Genomic DNA, 17,934 nt, shown 5'->3' with positions numbered 1-17,934 from the left:
CCGGGATCAACCCGGTGCCGACCTTTGAGGGAGGGCCAGCGTGCCGCTGGAAGCTGTAGAGGCGAGACGGCTTTATCGCCAGGTCGCCGATCAATTGCGAAGCCTGATCGACAGCGGTGAATACGCGGTCGGCAGCCGCTTGCCGACCGAGCGCGAGCTCGCCGAGCAGCTCAAGATATCGCGGCCGACTGTGCGCGAAGCCCTGATCGCGCTCGAGGTCGAAGGCCGCCTCCGCATCCGTGTCGGCTCCGGCATCTACGTGATCGAGCCCGCCGCCGTTGCGGCGCCCGCGCCTGCTTCCGTCATCGAGGGCCCGTTCGAGCTGCTGCGCGCCCGCGAATTCCTGGAGAGCGCGATCGCCGAAGAAGCCGCGCGCGTGGCGACGAAGGGCGACATTGCCCGCATCGATGCGTCTCTTGTCGCGATGGAGAATGTAGAACACCCCGGCGAAGCCTCGATGGTTCACGACCGCGCCTTCCACGTCGCGACCGCCGGAAGCCTCGGCAATGCCGTCCTCGTGCGCGTGGTCGGCGAGCTGTTCGACCAACGCCTCAATCCCTATTTCGCGCAGCTTGCGCATTATTTCGAGAGCCCTGGCACCTGGCGCAATGCGCTCGACGAGCATCGCGCGGTGCGCGACGCGATCGTGGCGCATGATCCCGGGGCCGCGCGCGATGCGATGCGCGATCATCTCGCGCGATCCCAGGAGCGCTTTGCGCAGAACTTTGGCGCCGAGAACGCGGCAGGACCGTCGTCCGGGCGCGCGGCGCGATCGACGGCAAAGCCGTCAAAGCCGGAACATGCGCCGAAGAAAAAACGGGCTGCGAGCAGCAGCGCGCGGCGGCGATGAGATTGGGCGGTCCGCATCCAGGTCGGGGCGGGCGGACAGAAGCAGACTTAGAAGATGGAGGAAAAAATCAGTGTTGAAAAAGATCACAACGGTGCTGGCGGTCTCGGCCGCGGCCATGTTTGCTACGACCAATGCCGGCATGGCGCAGACCAAGCTCAAATGGGCTCATGTCTATGAGACCTCGGAGCCGTTCCATACCGCCTCGGTCTGGGCTGCGCAGGAGATCGGAAAGCGCACCAACGGGCGTTATGCGATCGACGTCTATCCGGCGTCGCAGCTCGGCAAGGAAGCCGACATCAACCAGGGCCTCTCGCTCGGCTCGGTCGACATCATCATTTCCGGATCGAGCTTCGCGGCCAAGAGCTTTCCGCCGATCGGCGTGACCTACTATCCCTACACCTTCCGCGACGCCGATCATCTGCTCGCCTACACCAAGAGCGACATCTTCAAGGAACTCGCCAAGGGCTATGAGGACAAGAGCGGCCACCACATCATCGCGGTGACCTATTACGGCGTGCGCCAGACCTCGTCGAACAAGCCGATCAAGACCTGTGCCGACCTCAAGGGCCTGAAGATGCGCGTGCCCGACGTTCCGGCCTATCTGGCGATGCCGCGCGCCTGTGGTGCCAACACTGCGCCGATCGCGTTCGCCGAAGTCTATCTCGCGCTCCAGAACGGCACCGTTGAAGCCCAGGAGAACCCGCTGACCACGATCGAAGCCAAGAAGTTCTACGAGGTGCAGAAGCACATCGTGCTGACCGGCCACATCGTCGATCACCTCAACACGGTGGTGGCGGGCGCGCTGTGGAAGAAGCTCAGCGACGAGGACAAGAAAATCTTCACGGACGTGGCGCAGGAAGCCGCCGCCAAGGCGACCGAGGAGATCAAGCAGAACGAAGCCAAGCTGGTCGCCTTCTTCAAGAAGAAGGGCCTGACCGTGACCGAGGTCGACAAGAAAGAGTTCCGCGACACCGTGCTGAAGAACGTCGCGTTCGAGACCTTCGGCTATCGCAAGGCCGACTGGGAGCGGATCCAGGACGTGAAATAACAATAGGTCGTCATTCCGGGCGCGCGCTTCGCGAGGCCCGGAATGACGCTCGGTACTTGAGGAGTAACCCCATGTCCACAGTCGAAACGCACCGGCAGATCACCGGGGACGAGATCGCCCACACCTTCGAGGAGGAGGCGGCACCCAAGGTCGATCTCGGCGTCTACGCTTTCGAGGACTGGGTCGCGCTGGCGATCTTCTGGGTGATGGCGCTCGCCGTCTTCCTCCAGTTCTTCACCCGCTACGTGCTCAACGACAGCTACGCCTGGACCGAGGAGATTGCGACCTACTGCCTGATCGGCGTGGTCTTCATCGGCTCCTCGATGTGCGTGCGGCTGTCGCGGCACATCCAGGTCGACCTCGTCTACCGCTATTTGCCGCACCTCGTGGCGCGCGCGCTGTCGACGGTGATCGACCTGATTCGGATCGCTTTCTTCGGCTACGCCATCAAGCTGGTCTGGGTCTACATCCAGATCATCGGCGACGAGTCCATGACCACGATCAATTTTCCCAAGGACTACGTCTACTACGCGGTGCTGCTCGGCTTCGTGCTGATGTTCGTGCGGTCGTTGCAGGTCGCAGTGCAGCATTTGCGACAGGGCTATTCGATCCTCGAACGTCCCGGCGCCTACGACGGTTTTGAAGGGTAGTTCCATGTTGCTGTTGCTTGGAGGCTTTCTCATCCTGATGCTGCTCGGCGTTCCCGTGGCGATCGCCATGGCCGCGTCGTCGCTGCTCTACATCCTGGTCAGCGGCGTGACGCCCGACGTCACGCTGGCGCAGCGCATGATCGCCGGCGTTGAGAGCTTTCCGCTGCTGGCCGTGCCGTTCTTCATCCTGGCCGGCAATCTCATGAACATCGCCGGCGTCACCGGGCGCATCTACAAGTTCGCCGTCGCGCTGGTCGGCTGGATGCGCGGCGGTCTCGGCCACGTCAACATCATCGGCTCGGTGATCTTCTCCGGCATGTCCGGCACCGCGATCGCGGATGCCGCCGGCCTCGGCACCATCGAGATCAAGGCGATGAAGGACCACGGCTATTCCACGGAATTCTCCGTCGGCGTCACCGCGGCCTCGGCCACGCTCGGGCCCATCATCCCGCCGTCGCTGCCGTTTGTGATCTACGGCATGATGGCGAATGTCTCGATCGGCGCGCTGTTTCTGGGAGGCGTCATTCCAGGCGTCGTCCTGACGCTGCTGATGATGGCCACCGTCACCTATTTCGCGCACAAGAACAAATGGGGCAGCGATACGCCGTTCTCATGGCCGCAATTGGGATCGGCGGGGCTCGAGATCGTCGTCGTACTGAGCTTTCCGATGGCTGTCTGGCTTCTGACGGTCGCCGGTCTCTCCACCAATTGGGCGGTTGGGCTTGGCCTAGTCGTGCTGCTCGCGATCGACTGGTACTTCGACTTCTCGGCGGTGATGGCGCTGATGGCGCCGGTGATCCTGATCGGTGGCATGACGCTCGGCTGGTTCACGCCGACGGAAGCCGCGGTCGCCGCCGTGATCTGGTCGCTGTTTCTCGGCCTGGTGCGCTACCGCACCATGACGATGAAGACGGTCGCGAAAGCGACCTTCGACACCATCGAGACCACGGCGTCGGTGCTGTTCATCGTCACGGCAGCCTCGATCTTCGCCTGGTTGCTCACGGTGTCGCAGGCGGCCCAGATGCTGTCGGACTGGATGCTCAGCATTACCCACAACAAATGGGTGTTCCTGGCACTCGCCAACGTCCTGATCCTGTTCGTCGGCTGCTTCATCGACACCACGGCGGCGATCACCATTCTGGTGCCGATCCTGCTGCCGATCGTGCTCAAGCTCGGCATCGACCCGATCCATTTCGGTCTGATCATGACGTTGAACCTGATGATCGGCCTGCTGCATCCGCCGCTCGGCATGGTCCTCTTCGTGCTCGCCCGCGTCGCCAAACTCTCGGTCGAGCGCACGACGATTGCGATCCTGCCATGGCTGGTGCCGCTGATGATCGCGCTGATCGCAATCACCTACATTCCTGAATTGACCCTCTGGCTGCCGAAATACATGGGACTTTCCAAATGACATCCACTTCTCTCGCCGCAACCCTGTTCGGTCCCGAAGATCTGCGCATGATCGAGCACCCGCTCGACAAGCTCGCTGATGGCATGGTGCGCATCCGCTTCGGCGCCGGCGGCATCTGTGGCTCGGACATGCATTATTTCCGTCATGCCCGGACCGGCGATTTCGTCGTGAAGTCGCCGCTGGTGCTCGGCCACGAGATCTCCGGCGAGGTCGTGGAGATCGCGGGCGCCGCGGCGAACCTGAAGGCCGGCGACCGTGTCGCCGTCAACCCGTCGCGCTGGTGCGGCCATTGCGTCGCTTGCCGCGAAGGCCGGCAAAACCTCTGCGAAAATATCTACTTCATGGGCTCGGCCTCGAAGACGCCGCACATGCAGGGCGGTTTTGCCGATTACTTCGATGCGATCCCGGCGCAATGCGTGAAGATCCCCGATCACGTGTCCTATCAGGCTGCGGCGCTGGCCGAGCCGCTCGCGGTCTGCCTGCACGCGGTCGCGCGTGCCGGCAACATCGAAGGCAAGCGCGGCATCATCTTCGGTGCCGGCCCGATCGGGCTTCTGACCATGCTCGCCGCGCGCCGCGCCGGCATGACCGACATCACGGTTGCGGACATCGCGCCGGCGCCGCTGGCCTTTGCAAGCCGCCTCGGCGCCTCTCACGCCGAAAACGTCGCGGGCGGTGAGGAAGGCCTGAAGGCACAAGCCGCGTCGCGTCCCTACGATGTCGTCTTCGAGGTCTCGGGCACGGCTGCTGGCCTCGCCAGCGCGATCGGCATCGTCAGGCGCGGCGGCATTGTCGTGCAGATCGGCAACCTTCCGGGCGGCCAGATTCCAGTGCCGGCCAATGCGGTGATGGCGAAGGAGATCGACCTTCGCGGCTCGTTCCGCTTCGGGCTCGAGTTCATGACCGCGGTGGAACTGATTTCTGCCGGCAGCGTCGACGTGCTGTCACTGGTCACGGCCGAGCGGCCGCTGTCCACCGCGCCGGAGGCGCTGCGGCTGGCGCTCGACCGCTCGCAGAGCGTCAAGGTCGTGCTGACCGCGAATTGATCGGAGAAAAGGGCATGATGCTAGAGGGATGGCGCTGGTACGGGCCCGATGATCCCGTCTCGCTGGATGACGTCAGGCAGGCCGGCGCGACCGATATCGTCTCGGCGCTGCATCAGGTGCCGATCGGCGAGGCCTGGACACGCAAGGCGGTCGAGGAGCGCAAGAACTTCATCGAGCGCGGCCAGCCCGGCCGCTCGCAACTGACCTGGTCGGTGGTGGAATCGATCCCAATCCCCGACGACGTCAAGCGTCTTGGCGCCAAGGCGACGCGCTCGATCGAGACGTGGATCGCGAGCCTGGAGGCGGTTGCCGCCGCCGGTATCAGGATTGTCTGCTACAACTTCATGCCGGTGGTTGACTGGTGTCGCACCGATCTCGAATGGGAGCTGCCGAACGGCGCCCGCGCCATGCGCTTCGACCAGGACCGCTTTGCCGCGTTCGAGCTGCATATCCTGAAGCGGCCGGCCGCAACCGCCGAATACTCACCCGAGCAGCAGGCCGGCGCGAAAAAGCTGTTCGACCAGATGAGCCAGGCCGATATCGACTATCTCGTCATGGTCATCGCCAGCGCGTTGCCGGGGTCGACCACCGAGCCGATGACGATCCCGCAATTCCGCGATCGACTCGAAACATATCGCGACATCACGCCGAAAATCCTGCGGCAACATCTTGCCGAATTTTTGGGCCGCGTCACGCCCGTCGCCGAGCAGCTCGGGGTCTCGCTGACACTGCATCCCGACGATCCGCCGCGCCCGCTGTTCGGCCTGCCGCGCATTGCCTCGTCCGCCGATGACTATCAGGCGCTGTTCGATGCCGTTCCGTCCAAGGCCAACGGCATCTGCCTGTGCACGGGTTCGCTCGGCGTGCGCGCCGAGAACAACCTCCCCGCAATGGCCGAGCGCTTCGGCCCGCGCGTCGCATTTGCACATCTGCGCGCGACCAAGCGCGAGGCCGATGGCCTGTCGTTCTACGAGTCCGATCACCTCGACGGCGATGTCGACATGATCGCGGTGCTGAAGGCGCTCCTGAAGGAGAACGCGCGGCGTTCGCCCGACAAGAGAATCGTGTTCCGGCCTGACCACGGCCACCGCATGCTCGACGATCTCGCGGCCACCAAGCGCACCAATCCCGGCTACACCGCGATCGGCCGTCTCCGCGGCCTCGCCGAGCTCCGCGGCGCGATCCGCGCGATCGAGCATCAATAGAAGGCAGCTGCGCCGAGCTTCGGATCGAGCCGGTCGATCATTGGCGCGGCGCTCGATCATGGCCGCCGCGTCCTCGCGAATGGGCCGGATGTGCAAAGACCAGGGGCCGGCATGACGCCTGCGCAGGGTGCGAAAAGCCATTCGATCTTGCGCGCCCTGCCGGCCTGTCCTACGCCAGCTCTGAACAAGATTTTCGCGAAGCCATGAAGCGCATCGCCAAAGCCTCGAGGGAGCCGTCATGACCATTCGCAACACCCGCACCGGGGGCCAGATCCTGATCGATCAGCTGGTCGCGCAAGGCGTCGAGCGCGTCACCTGCGTGCCGGGCGAGAGCTACCTCGCGGCGCTCGATGCGCTGCATGACAGCCCGATCGACGTCATGATCTGCCGCGCCGAGGGCGGCGCCGCGATGATGGCGGAGGCCTACGGCAAGCTCACGGGCCGCCCCGGAATCTGCTTCGTCACCCGCGGCCCCGGCGCCACCAATGCCAGCCACGGCGTCCACATCGCGATGCAGGATTCGACGCCGATGATCCTGTTCGTCGGCCAGGTCGACACCGGCATGCGCGAGCGCGAGGCGTTTCAGGAGCTCGACTACAAGGCTGTGTTCGGCACCATGGCAAAATGGGCGGTCGAGATCGATCGTCCCGACCGCATTCCGGAGCTGGTCGCGCGCGCCTTCCGCGTCGCCATGCAGGGTCGTCCCGGTCCCGTCGTGATCTCGCTGCCGGAGAACATGCTGACCGAGACCGCGGCCGTTGCGGACGCGATGCGGATCGAGCCGGCGGTGAGCTGGCCCGCGCCTTCTGATATCGAGCGCGTTGGCGCCATGCTTGCCAGCGCCAAGGCGCCGCTCGTCATTCTCGGCGGTTCGCGCTGGACAGACGAGGCGACCAAGAGCATCGCGCGGTTTGCCGAGCGGTTCGACTTGCCGGTCGCGACCTCGTTCCGCCGAGCGTCGCTGATCGACGCGGACCATTCGCACTATGCCGGCGACCTCGGCATTGGGCCGAGCCCGGGGCTGAAGGCGCGCATCGACGGCGCCGATGTCATTCTGCTCATCGGCGGCCGCATGTCGGAAATGCCGTCCTCGTCCTACACACTGTTCGATATTCCGACCCCGCGACAGAAGCTGATCCACGTGCATCCGGGCTCGGAAGAGCTCGGCCGCGTCTATCAGCCGGAGCTGGCGATCCAGGCGACGCCCGCCGCGTTCGCCGAAGCGGTCGAGACGCTAAAGCCCGCCGGGGCGCTCGCATGGAAGGGTGAAGCGGCCAAGGCGCATGCCGATTATCTGGCCTGGACCGACAAAGCGCGCGAGCTGCCCGGCACGTTCCAGTACGGCCAGGTCATGACCTGGCTACGCGACCGACTCCCGAAGGACGCGATCGTCTGCAACGGCGCCGGCAACTATGCTGGCTGGATCCACCGCCATCACCGCTTCCACAGCTTTGCGGCCCAGCTTGCGCCGACCTCAGGCTCGATGGGCTATGGGGTGCCGGCGGCGGTGCTCGCCAAGCGGCAATATCCAGATCGCACCGTCATCGCCTTCGCGGGCGACGGCTGCTTCCTGATGAACGGCCAGGAGTTCGCGACCGCCGTGCAATACGACGCGCCGCTCGTCGTCATCGTCGTCGACAATTCGCAATACGGCACCATCCGCATGCACCAGGAGCGCGACTATCCCGGCCGCATAGTCGGCACCCCAGCTGAAGAACCCGGATTTTGCGATGTACGCAAAAGCGTTCGGCGGCCATGGCGAGCGCGTCGAGCGTACTGAAGAGTTCGCGCCGGCGTTCGAGCGTGCGCTCGCCTCGGGCAAGCCGTCGATCCTCCACTGCATCATCGATCCGCGCGCGATGTCGGTCGGCAAGGACTTTGCCCCTGCGGTGAAGGCTTAAGCCATGTCCAAGGGCCGCCACGTCGCCATCATCGGTGCCGGCGCGGTCGGCGTGATCAGCGCAATCGAAGCGCTGCGCGAGGGACATCGCGTCACGCTGATCGACGCAGGCGAGCCCGGTGGCGAACAGGCGGCGAGCTACGGCAATGCCGGCTGGCTCTCCTCGCATTCGGTGATCCCGCCGGCCGAGCCCGGCGTCTGGAAGAAGGTGCCGTTCTATCTGATGGACCCGCTCGGGCCGCTCGCGATCCGCTGGTCTTACTTGCCGAAGGCGCTGCCCTGGCTGATCAGATATCTGCTCTCGGGCTGGACCGAGGCGCGGGTCGAGAAGACGGCCTTTGCGCTGCGCGACCTCCTGAAGGACGCGCCGCTGTTGCACAGGAAGCTCGCGGAGGAGGCGGGCGTTCCTGAGCTGGTGGAACGCAACGGCGTGATGCATGTGTTTCCGTCACGCGGGAACTTCGACAACGATCTCGGCTGGCGCCTGCGCAGAAAGGTCGGCGTCGAATGGATGGAGCTTAACGCCGACGAGATTCGTCAGCGCGAGCCGGATCTGCATCCGCGCTACACCTTCGGCGTGGTGGTGGAAGAGGCCGGGCGCTGCCGCGATCCCGGTGCCTATGTCGCAGCCCTCGCGCAACATGCGCTGGCAAGTGGCGCGCAGCTTGTGCGGGCCAAGGCGACGGGGCTCAAGCTTTCCGGCAACAAGCTCGTTGCAGTGATCACCGAGACCGGCGAGATTCCCTGCGATGCCGCGGTGATTGCCGCCGGCGCGCATTCGAAGCGGCTCACCGCATCCATTGGTGATCCGCTGCCGCTGGAGACCGAGCGCGGCTATCACGTCATGATCGAGAATCCGGAATCGGGCCCGCGCAGCTCGATGATGGCATCGGATGCGAAGATGGTGGTGAACTGGACCGACAAGGGTTTGCGCGCCGCCGGCACGGTCGAGATCGCAGGCCTCGAGGCCGAACCGAACTGGAAGCGCGCCGAGATCCTGCGCGACAACCTCCTCGGCATGTTCCCGAAACTGCCGACGGACATTCCGTCTTCCCGTATCAAGACCTGGTTTGGCCATCGGCCGAGCATGCCGGACGGACGTCCCTGCATCGGCTACGCGCGCGCCTCGCGCGACATCGTCTATGCCTTCGGCCACGGCCATATCGGCCTGGTCGGTTCGGCCCGCACTGGCCGTCTCGTCGCCCAGCTTCTGAGCGGCAAGCCACCGGAGATTCCGCTCGCACCGTTCGCGCCCGATCGTTTCCTCTGAGATCGCACCATGACCACTTCAGCCAACTCGTCTTCCCGTGTCGCCCGTGGCGGCAAGGCCATCTACGGCGCGCCGCTCGGCATCTTGATGCTGGAGGCGCGCTTTCCTCGCATTCCCGGCGACATGGGCAACGGCACGACCTGGCCTTTCCCCGTGCTCTATCGCGTGGTGAGTGGCGCTTCGCCGGAGAAGGTGGTGCTGAAGGGCGCGGCCGGCCTGCTGCCTGCTTTCATCGATGCGGCGAAGGATCTGGTGCGGCTCGGGGCCGAAGCCATCACCACCAATTGCGGCTTCCTCTCGCTGTTCCAGAAGGAGATCGCAACCGCGGCCGGCGTTCCCGTCGCGACCTCGTCACTGATGCAGGTGCCGTGGGTGCAGGCGACCTTGCCGCCGGGCAAGCGCGTCGGTCTCGTCACGGTCTCCGGCTCGACCTTGACGCCCGCCCATCTCGAAGGCGCCGGCGCGCCGCTCGACACGCCGCTGGTGGGGACCGAGCACGGCAAGGAATTCTTCCGCGTTCTGATCAAGGCCGAGAAGGACGACATGGACATCGCGCAGGCCGAGCGTGACGTGGTCGAGGCCGGCAAGGAGCTGGTCGCCAGGAATCCTGATGTCGGCGCGATCGTGCTGGAATGCACCAACATGCCGCCTTATGCGGCGGCGCTTCAGGCCGAAGTCGGATTGCCCGTCTATGATATCTATTCCATGATTACGTGGTTTCATGCCGGACTGCGGCCGCGTCGGTTTGGTTAGAGGTCGAGAAGCTGGGAGAAGGTGGCGCGAAGCGCCGGATGAGGGGTACCTCTCGTTGGGGAAGAGGGCTGGAAGGCCCATCGCGCTTCTGGCCTCGAGTGGAGAGAGCAAGCCAGCTATACAATCCCTCGATATCTGGTCATACTAGACGGTCAGCGCTTTCGTGTCGGAACATCGTTAGTGTGCCTCGCATTCACGGAGACACACGGTGCATAATCCTCATCCCACTTCCGAAGCGCACGCCGGTGGCGACTGGCCATCCGAACTCTACCGCATCCTGAAAGCCGCCGACGTGCGGCAGATGTCGTACGTCCCCGATGCCGGCCACAGCCAGCTCATCCGCCTGTTCTCAGCCGACCGCGACGTCACCACCAACGTGCTGACGACGGAGGAAGAGGGCATCGCCATTGCCGCGGGCGCCTGGCTCGGCGGGCAGCGCAGCGTGCTGCTGATGCAGTCGAGCGGGGTCGGCAACTGCATCAACATGCTGTCGCTGTCGGCGATCGGACGATTTCCACTGCTGATGCTGGTGACGATGCGCGGCGAGTGGGCCGAGTTCAATCCCTGGCAGGTGCCGATGAGCCGGGCGACGCAGCCCTCGTTGGAAGCAATCGGCCTGAAGGTGATGCGCGCGGAGACGCCGGACGATCTGGTCGAGACGGTCGAATCGGCCGCAGCGCTCGCCTACCAATCCGATCAGCAGGTCGCAGTCCTGATCGGACAGCGCCTGATCGGCAAGAAGAAGTGGTGATGCCAATGCAAGCTCAACTCGACCGCCGCGCCGCCGTGGCCGCACTCCTGAAGAATCGCAAAGACACGCTGGTCGTCTCCGGCCTGGGCTCGCCGACCTACGACCTTCATTCGGTCGGCGACCACAACGGCAATTTTTATCTCTGGGGCGCCATGGGCGGCGCCGCGCTGATCGGGCTTGGCCTCGCTCAGGCCCAGCCGGAAAAGCGCGTGCTGGCCCTCACTGGTGATGGCGAGCAGCTCATGGGCCTCGGCGGTCTCGCCACCATCGGCGTTGCGCGCCCGCGCAATCTCGACATCGCCGTGATCGACAACCAGCATTTTGGCGAGACCGGAATGCAGGCAAGCCACACCGGGCGCGGGGTCGATCTCACCGCCATCGCCACGGCCTGCGGCTTTGTTGCGACCGGGACGGTGCGGACGCTCGAGGAAGTGGAGCGCCTCACGCGGCAGATCGCCGAGCCGGCTGATGGCCCGCGGCTTTTTGTCATCAAGGTTCTGGCCGAAAATCCGCCACGATCGCTGCCCTCGCGCTGAGCGCGATGCCGTCTTTATCAAGAACCGGTTCCGTGCTCATCTGGGTTTCGCGGCTGCGTAAGCCGGGTCTCACCCGGCAACAGCTTGCCTCAAGCAGCTCTTCTGGAGTGGGACCATGAAACTAACCGGCAAGGTCGCCGCCATCACCGGCGCGGCGCGCGGCATCGGCAAGGCTTGCGCGAAACGATTCCTGGACGACGGCGTCAAAGTCGTCATCTCGGATGTCGATGCCGACGGCCTTGCCGCGACGGCTGCTGAACTGGGGCGGCCCCACGCCTTGCGCACCATCGTCGGCAATGTTGCCAGGCGCGCTGACGTCGACCAGCTCGTGGCTACCGCCGTGGAGGAGTTCGGCCGGCTCGACATCATGGTCAACAACGCCGGCGTTGCCCGCAACCAGGACATTCTGGAGATCTCCGAACAGGATTTCGATGACGTCATCGCCATCAACTTGAAGGGTGCGTTCTTCGGGGTGCAGGCGGCGGCCAAGCAGATGATCGCGCAAGGCGGCGGCGGGGTGATCATCAACATGTCTTCGGTCAACGCGCTGCTGGCGATCCCGACGCTCGCGACCTACGCCATCTCCAAGGGCGGCATGAAGCAGCTAACGAGTGTCGCCGCCGTCGCGCTTGCCCCGCACAACATCCGCGTCGTCGCGGTCGGACCGGGTACGATTCTGACCGACATGGTGGCGTCCGCCATCTACACATCCGAAGATGCCCGCAAGACCGTGCTGTCGCGCACGCCGGCGGGCCGCGGCGGCGAGCCGGGCGAGGTGGCTTCCGTCGTGGCGTTCCTGGCGAGCGACGATGCGTCCTACATCACTGGGCAGACCATCTACCCAGACGGCGGCCGGCTGATCCTGAACTATACGGTGCCGGTGAAGTAGATCACTCCGCCGCAACCGTCATCCCGTGGCCCAGCCGTTTCGAAATGCTGCCGGCACAGTCGCGCAAGGCATGGGCGGTCGGGCTGTCCCAGCGCGCATCAAAAGTGCCTTCCGGTCCCATTGCAGTGATGACCAGGACGACATGGCCGGAATGGTCGAACACCGGCGCCGAGAATGCGTTGACGCCGGGCAGGGGATCGCCGAGCGCGCGGGCGAGACCGTGCTTGCGGACCTCTGTGAGCATCTCGGTGATCTTCGCGCCTTTTACCGCGCGCTTCGGATTATATCCGACGCCGTGGCGATCGAGGCCGCTTTCGAGTGCGGCGTTGATTGTCTTCTCCGGCAGGAAGGCCGCAAAGGCCCGCCCTGTAGCGGTCTCCAGCAGCGCCATGACCGAGCCGGCCCGCATCACGATGTGCACGGGCTGGCCAGGCTCTTCGAGCTGCACCACGGTCGGGCCGTGCGTGCCCCAGACCGCCAGCGAGACCGCGTGCCCAATGTGACTTGCGAGCGCCGCGATCTTCGGCCTCGCGATGCGTACGCCGGACAGGCGGCGCAGGCTGATCAGGCCGAGTTCCAGCGCCAGTGCGCCGATCTCGTAGCGGCCAGTGGTCTCGTCCTGCTCGATCAGCCCGATGCGGGAGAAGCTGGCCAGATAAGGATGCGCCTTGGCCGGCGTCATACCGGCCTCGCGCGCGAGATCGCGCAGCATCATCGGCTCACCGCATCTCGCCAGCGCGCGGAGCAATTCTCCGCCGACCTCGATCGACTGGATGCCGCGGCTTTCTCTCTTCATGCGCCTCCTGGCGTGTGGCTTACGCCGCGTCGCGCTTGGTAGCGCGGTCGGCGAGATGACGGCCGGCAATGTAGCCGAAGGTCAGCGCCGGCCCAAGCGTAATGCCGGCACCGGGATAATTGCCGCCCATGATGCTCGCCATGTCGTTGCCGGCGGCATAGAGCCCGGGAATCACCCGTCCCTCCGCATCGAGCGCTCGCGCGTTCTCGTCAGTGACGATGCCGGCATAGGTGCCGAGATCGCCGACCACCATCTTGATCGCGTAGAACGGGCCGTTCTCGATCGGCGCGACGCAGGGGTTGGGGCCGTGCAGCGCATCGCCCTGGTAGCGGTTATAGGCCTTTGATCCCTTGCCGAAGGCCGCGTCATGACCTAGTGGTGCGGTCGCATTGAACTGCTTGACGGTCTCGGTGAACGCGGTGGCATCAATACCCGCTTTTGCCGCAAGCGCCTCCAGCGTCTCGCTGCGCAAGAGATAACCCGTGTTGAGGTGATGACCTGTTGGCATCGGGAACGGCGGCACGCAGCCGAGGCCGTATTTGCGCAGGGTCGGGTGATCGCAGACGAGGTACGCCGCGATCTCCTCGCCGGGCTTCGCCGCCTTGACCATGGCCTGGACGAAGTCGTGATAGGAATTGCCCTCGTTGGCAAAGCGCTTGCCGTCGCGCATCACCGCGATCACGCCGGGTTTTGCGCGGTCGATGAAATGCGGCATCACGCCGTTTGAACCGTCCTTGCGCTTGGTGACCGAGACCGGGACCCAGGCTGCCGCGTTCGGCAGGCGGTCCTCGACACGCCCGCCGGCGCTTTCCGCAAGGCGCAGGCCGTCGCCGGTGTTGCCGGTCGGTCCCGGCGAAAAATGCTCGTTGCCGGTCGGCGCGTGCGGGAACATCTTCTTGCGCCGTTCCACATCGTGCGGGAAACCGCCGCAGGCGAGTACGACGCCTTGTCTGGCACGAATGCGGACATCGCGTCCCTCGCGGGTGACAATGGCGCCGATGACAGTGCCGTTCTCGACCGTCAGCTCACGCACCGGCGAGGACAGCCACATCGGAATCTTCAGGTCTTGCGCGGATTTTGCCAGGCGCCCGGCGAGCGCATTGCCGTTGGTCAGGGTCATGCCGCGGCCGTAGCGCAGCACGTCCATCAAATGGCGCGACAGGCGCTTTGCGACATAGACGGCCGAGGTCAGCGACTTCGTCGCGCGCATGAAATGGACGATGTCCTTGCCGGATCCGAGCATCATGCCGAATACGGTCAGCTCCGGCAGGGGCATGCCGAGGGTCTTGATCTGGTCGCCGAGCTCGCGGCCGTCGAACGGGCGCGCCACCATCGAACGGCCACCCTGGGTGCCTCCGGGCGCCTCGGCGTGGTAGTCCGGGAACACCAGCGGCATGTCGAAACGGAGCGCGGTCTTGCTGGTGAAGAAATCGACCGCCTCGGGACCGGCGCTCAGGAATGCATCGACGCGCGCGGCGTCATAATTGTTGCCGGCTTCGTGCCGCAGATAGGTGCGGGCCTGCTCCGGCGTCTCCTCGATGCCGTAAGCCTTCGCCAGCGACGTGCCGGGAATCCACAACCAACCGCCGGAGCGGGCGGTAGTGCCGCCGAAGCGTGGCTCCTTCTCGACGATCAGGACGTCGAGGCCGCGATAGCGCGCGGTGATCGCGGCCGACATCCCGGAGGCGCCAGATCCGGCCACGAGCACATCGCACTCGTAAGTCTCAATTGCGTTGCGCTCGTTGCCGGTCATGCGGGCCTCACTTCTTGAGCAGCGGACATTTGGACTCGGAGACCGGGCGGAAGGCGTCCTCGCCCTTTACCGTCTTGATGATCTCCAGGTAATCCCACGGTTCCTTGGACTGCTCGGGCGATTTTACCTTGGCAAGATACATGTCGCGAATGACGCGGCCGTCCTCGCGCAAGCGTCCGCCATGAACGAATGTATCCTCGATTGGCAGTTCGCGCATCTTGGCCATCGCCTTTGCGGGGTCATCGGTGCCGGCAGCCTTGATGGCCTTGAGATAATGCAACACCGAGCCATAGACGCCGGTCTGGATCATGGTCGGCATCACCTTGGTGCGCTCGTAGAATTTCCGCGACCATGCGCGGGTCGCCTCGTCCATGTTCCAATACGACGCCGTGGTCATGTAGGTGCCCTGCGCGGATTTGAGGCCGATCGCATGCACGTCGGTGTCGAACATCAAGAGGCCGACCAGCTTCTGGCCGCCCTGGACCAGGCCGAACTCGCCGGACTGCTTGATGGCGTTGTCGGTGTCCTGGCCGGCATTGGCGAAGGCCACCACATCGGCCTTCGAGCTTTGCGCCTGCAGCGCGAAGGAGGAGAAGTCCGCCGTGTTGGTCGGGTGCTTCACGCCGCCCAAAACCTTGCCGCCCATCTCGTTGATGAAGCGCGTGGCGTCCTTCTCGAGCTGTTGGCCAAAGGCGTAGTCCGCGGTGATGAAGTACCAGGATTTTCCGCCTTCCTTGATCACCGCAGAGGCCGTCACCTTGGACAGCGCATAGGTGTCATAGGTGAAGTGCACGGTGTTCGGGCTGCACAGCTCGTCGGTCAGCGAGCTCGCGCCGGGGCCGGAGAGCAGCGCGATCTTGTTGCGCTCGCGCACCATGTTGTGCACGGCGATCGCGATGCCGGAATTGGGGATGTCGACGACGGCATCGACCTTGCCGTTGTCGAACCAACCGCGCACGATCTGCACGCCGACGTCGGTCTTCATCTGATGGTCGGCGCTGATGATCTCGATCGGCTTGCCGAGCACGGTGGGCCCGAATTCCTCCACCGCCATCTTCGCGGCTTCGACCGAGCCAGGCCCGCTGTTGTCGCGGCCCCAGCTCGATAGATCCGTGAGCACGCCGATCCGCACCGCGTCGTCGGAGACTTGCGCGGTCGCGACGGTGGTCATGGCAGCCGAAGACATGGCCGCGAGCATGGCGCAGGCCAAAAACCCTCTCATCGTCATTCCCTCTCTTTTATGGGCCGCTTGGCGCGGCTGGTTGTTCTGGGAGCTAATTAGATAATGACGAACGAATTTGTCAATGACGAATAGCGGTCTTGGGTGGATTCCGCTATCCCGCGGACGGCGCCGCCAAAGTGAGCGCGCAACTGCTCCCACGACCGTCATTGCGAGCGGAGCGGTAACTGCCCAGGTCCGTTTGCTCGGTTAGGCGACGCTGAGTTTGTGGATGAGTTGTGTGGGGCATCGGGACAACGAGCATGTTCCATCCGCGCTTTCGAGCGGTACCGATCAGGGTGCGAAGCGTGGCGAAATTGTCTGCGCCTTGTGAGGTGCGGAAGCCGGCAGAGATCTTCTGCCGCAATTTCATCATCCGAGCATCGCGCTCGGCCTCGTTGTTGGTAAACGGCACCGCCGAGTTGTGCAGAAACAGCAGCACCGCCTCTTTATGTAACTTGAGGCGCAACAGGAGATTATGGCCCGTGCGCCGTCTGATCCGCCCGCGCTTGATGTCGCGAGGCAGCGCGGGTAGCGCCTCGTGCCAGGCGATACCGGCGCGGATAATGCGGTCATAAAGTCGCTCGGCGGCGCGGATTCTGCTGGGACGCAGCGCGCCTGTCTGATCGGTTGGATGCTCTGACGCCAGATTGACCTCGTGGCACAGGCAGCGGAGCAACCCGCGCATGCGCCGGGCCCAGGCCTCGCCATCGATGTCCACCAGCGCCGTCAACTCGCGCAGGTGATGCGCATTGCACAGCGCATGCGTGACACCGGACATCTGAAAAGAAAATAGGATGTCCAATGGTCGTGCACAACGATATGCGCCGCTTGCGTCAGCACCTCGCCGCGCCTGGGTGAGACGCGATAATGCACCAGCCCATTGATCCCGGCGGTGCCCGCGACATGCAGCCATTGCGGCGTGGCGCCCACCCAGAACCCGGTCTCATCCAAATGCTTGACCGGTGCCCGGCGGATTTGCTCGCAGACTGCCGCAGCGAAATCCTGCGTCCGGCTGGCAGCCCGGGCGATCATTTGTCCGATCGTGCCGGCCGAGATGGTCACGCCAAACAGATCGGAGAGGATTTGCCCGAGCCGATCTTCAGGCAGAAACTGTCCCGCCGACAGATAGGTCACCACAGCGGCCAACCGGACGCCATATTGCGCCGGCGCCCTTACCTCGGGTGGAAACGATCCTGTCGTGACCGCGCCACAGCCGCTGCATTTGCAACGATAAAGCTGATGCTCCGTGACGAGCAGCGGCGCCGGCGCCGGCAGATCGAACACCTGACGGCTGCCGACAAGTTCCAGCAGTTCACCCTCCAGCGCCATTCGGCAGCGCCCGCATCTGACAGGGCGATGCATGATCGTATGATCGACCCGTTCGGACCGCTTCAAGTGTTTGCCTGCATGGCCGGGCTGGCCGCCGGGCTTCTTCAACCCTCGCTCACGCAGGCTCTGTGTCCGGCGAGAAGCCTGGCCCGGTCCATCGCTCGAAGGCGGCTTGCTGCTATTGGAGCTATCCAGACCAAGCCGACGCTCCAGATCGGCCACACGCACCGTCAGCAATGCGTTCTGCTGCTCCAACATCAGGTTGCGCTCCTGCAACTCCCCAATCAAGGCCAGCAGGGCATCCACAGACAATGAGGAATTTGGCGGCGTCACCCATACCTTGACTCACAAACACATGTGGTCAGTCAAGAGAATACAAACGGCCACCTGGGCTGTTACGCGGAGCGAAGCAATCCAGAATCCTTCCGCGGGGCACTCTGCATTGCTTCGTTGCAAGGGCTCCTCGCAATGACAGGTGTTGAAGCAGCGACGCGCAAAATTTCGCACCGTAATCCCGGGCAAGCC

General features: G+C 64.5%; 13 protein-coding genes and 3 pseudogenes. 12 read left to right on the top strand and 4 right to left on the bottom strand.

The window, feature by feature from the left end:
• The first annotated feature begins 40 nt into the window (after positions 1 to 40).
• The 12 genes and pseudogenes from ACVWYI_RS32645 (at position 41) to ACVWYI_RS32590 (ending at position 12,309) form a co-directional block, all read left to right on the top strand.
• Positions 41 to 850 carry a FadR/GntR family transcriptional regulator gene (locus ACVWYI_RS32645; RefSeq protein ID WP_456664211.1) on the top strand — a complete coding sequence of 270 codons (810 nt, stop codon included), beginning with the start codon at positions 41 to 43 and terminating at the stop codon, positions 848 to 850.
• 115 nt (positions 851 to 965) lie between these two features.
• Positions 966 to 1,898 (top strand): sialic acid TRAP transporter substrate-binding protein SiaP, encoded by a 933-nt coding sequence (locus ACVWYI_RS32640; RefSeq protein ID WP_249804290.1) that lies wholly within the window; start codon positions 966 to 968, stop codon positions 1,896 to 1,898.
• Positions 1,899 to 1,969: 71 nt separating this feature from the next.
• The gene (locus ACVWYI_RS32635) at positions 1,970 to 2,548 is read left to right on the top strand and encodes a TRAP transporter small permease (protein ID WP_247350768.1); all 579 of its coding nucleotides are present in this window, start codon (positions 1,970 to 1,972) and stop codon (positions 2,546 to 2,548) included.
• A 4-nt stretch (positions 2,549 to 2,552) separates the two neighbouring features.
• A complete protein-coding gene (locus ACVWYI_RS32630; protein WP_247350770.1) occupies positions 2,553 to 3,959 on the top strand; it encodes a TRAP transporter large permease in 1,407 nt (468 codons plus the stop codon).
• Entirely contained in the window at positions 3,956 to 5,005 is a 1,050-nt protein-coding gene (locus tag ACVWYI_RS32625; protein WP_247350772.1) for an L-idonate 5-dehydrogenase, read from the top strand. Before ACVWYI_RS32630 ends, ACVWYI_RS32625 begins: the two co-directional genes overlap by 4 nt.
• A gap of 14 nt (positions 5,006 to 5,019) precedes the next feature.
• Positions 5,020 to 6,210 (top strand): mannonate dehydratase, encoded by a 1,191-nt coding sequence (gene uxuA, locus ACVWYI_RS32620; RefSeq protein WP_247350774.1) that lies wholly within the window; start codon positions 5,020 to 5,022, stop codon positions 6,208 to 6,210.
• A 238-nt stretch (positions 6,211 to 6,448) separates the two neighbouring features.
• Positions 6,449 to 8,111, top strand: a pseudogene (locus tag ACVWYI_RS32615) (thiamine pyrophosphate-binding protein).
• A gap of 3 nt (positions 8,112 to 8,114) precedes the next feature.
• Positions 8,115 to 9,380, top strand: a complete 1,266-nt coding sequence (locus ACVWYI_RS32610) for an NAD(P)/FAD-dependent oxidoreductase (RefSeq protein ID WP_247350778.1) — start codon at positions 8,115 to 8,117, stop codon at positions 9,378 to 9,380.
• Positions 9,381 to 9,389: 9 nt separating this feature from the next.
• A complete protein-coding gene (locus ACVWYI_RS32605) occupies positions 9,390 to 10,133 on the top strand; it encodes an aspartate/glutamate racemase family protein (protein ID WP_247350779.1) in 744 nt (247 codons plus the stop codon).
• 208 nt (positions 10,134 to 10,341) lie between these two features.
• On the top strand, positions 10,342 to 10,884 hold the full coding sequence (locus ACVWYI_RS32600; RefSeq protein ID WP_247350781.1) for a thiamine pyrophosphate-binding protein: 543 nt from the start codon (positions 10,342 to 10,344) through the stop codon (positions 10,882 to 10,884).
• Positions 10,884 to 11,481 (top strand): annotated as a pseudogene (locus tag ACVWYI_RS32595) (thiamine pyrophosphate-dependent enzyme). Before ACVWYI_RS32600 ends, ACVWYI_RS32595 begins: the two are co-directional and overlap by 1 nt.
• Positions 11,482 to 11,535: 54 nt before the next feature.
• A complete protein-coding gene (locus ACVWYI_RS32590) occupies positions 11,536 to 12,309 on the top strand; it encodes an SDR family NAD(P)-dependent oxidoreductase (protein WP_247350786.1) in 774 nt (257 codons plus the stop codon).
• Position 12,310: 1 nt separating this feature from the next.
• Here the strand turns inward: ACVWYI_RS32590 and ACVWYI_RS32585 are convergent, their stop codons facing one another.
• The 4 genes and pseudogenes from ACVWYI_RS32585 to tnpC form a co-directional block, all read right to left on the bottom strand.
• A complete protein-coding gene (locus ACVWYI_RS32585) occupies positions 12,311 to 13,105 on the bottom strand; it encodes an IclR family transcriptional regulator (protein ID WP_247350787.1) in 795 nt (264 codons plus the stop codon).
• Between the two features lie 19 nt (positions 13,106 to 13,124).
• Positions 13,125 to 14,858: an FAD-dependent oxidoreductase gene (locus tag ACVWYI_RS32580; protein ID WP_247350789.1), complete on the bottom strand. Its 1,734-nt coding sequence runs from the start codon at positions 14,856 to 14,858 to the stop codon at positions 13,125 to 13,127.
• A gap of 7 nt (positions 14,859 to 14,865) precedes the next feature.
• Complete coding sequence (locus tag ACVWYI_RS32575; RefSeq protein ID WP_247350791.1) at positions 14,866 to 16,080, bottom strand: ABC transporter substrate-binding protein; 1,215 nt, start codon at positions 16,078 to 16,080, stop codon at positions 14,866 to 14,868.
• Positions 16,081 to 16,287: 207 nt separating this feature from the next.
• A pseudogene (tnpC, locus tag ACVWYI_RS32570) lies at positions 16,288 to 17,742 on the bottom strand (IS66 family transposase).
• Positions 17,743 to 17,934: the final 192 nt, after the last annotated feature.

Source organism: Bradyrhizobium sp. LB13.1 (assembly GCF_054056815.1).
This window is presented reverse-complemented; position numbering and strand designations above follow the sequence as displayed.

Coding starts and splice junctions, on each gene's coding strand:
- ACVWYI_RS32630 (WP_247350770.1), top strand. CDS start 2,553: ATGTTGCTGTTGCTTGGAGGCTTTCTCATCCTGATGCTGCTCGGCGTT.
- ACVWYI_RS32605 (WP_247350779.1), top strand. CDS start 9,390: ATGACCACTTCAGCCAACTCGTCTTCCCGTGTCGCCCGTGGCGGCAAG.
- ACVWYI_RS32640 (WP_249804290.1), top strand. CDS start 966: ATGTTTGCTACGACCAATGCCGGCATGGCGCAGACCAAGCTCAAATGG.
- ACVWYI_RS32590 (WP_247350786.1), top strand. CDS start 11,536: ATGAAACTAACCGGCAAGGTCGCCGCCATCACCGGCGCGGCGCGCGGC.
- ACVWYI_RS32575 (WP_247350791.1), bottom strand. CDS start 16,080: ATGAGAGGGTTTTTGGCCTGCGCCATGCTCGCGGCCATGTCTTCGGCT.
- ACVWYI_RS32610 (WP_247350778.1), top strand. CDS start 8,115: ATGTCCAAGGGCCGCCACGTCGCCATCATCGGTGCCGGCGCGGTCGGC.
- ACVWYI_RS32625 (WP_247350772.1), top strand. CDS start 3,956: ATGACATCCACTTCTCTCGCCGCAACCCTGTTCGGTCCCGAAGATCTG.
- uxuA (WP_247350774.1), top strand. CDS start 5,020: ATGATGCTAGAGGGATGGCGCTGGTACGGGCCCGATGATCCCGTCTCG.
- ACVWYI_RS32585 (WP_247350787.1), bottom strand. CDS start 13,105: ATGAAGAGAGAAAGCCGCGGCATCCAGTCGATCGAGGTCGGCGGAGAA.
- ACVWYI_RS32580 (WP_247350789.1), bottom strand. CDS start 14,858: ATGACCGGCAACGAGCGCAACGCAATTGAGACTTACGAGTGCGATGTG.
- ACVWYI_RS32635 (WP_247350768.1), top strand. CDS start 1,970: ATGTCCACAGTCGAAACGCACCGGCAGATCACCGGGGACGAGATCGCC.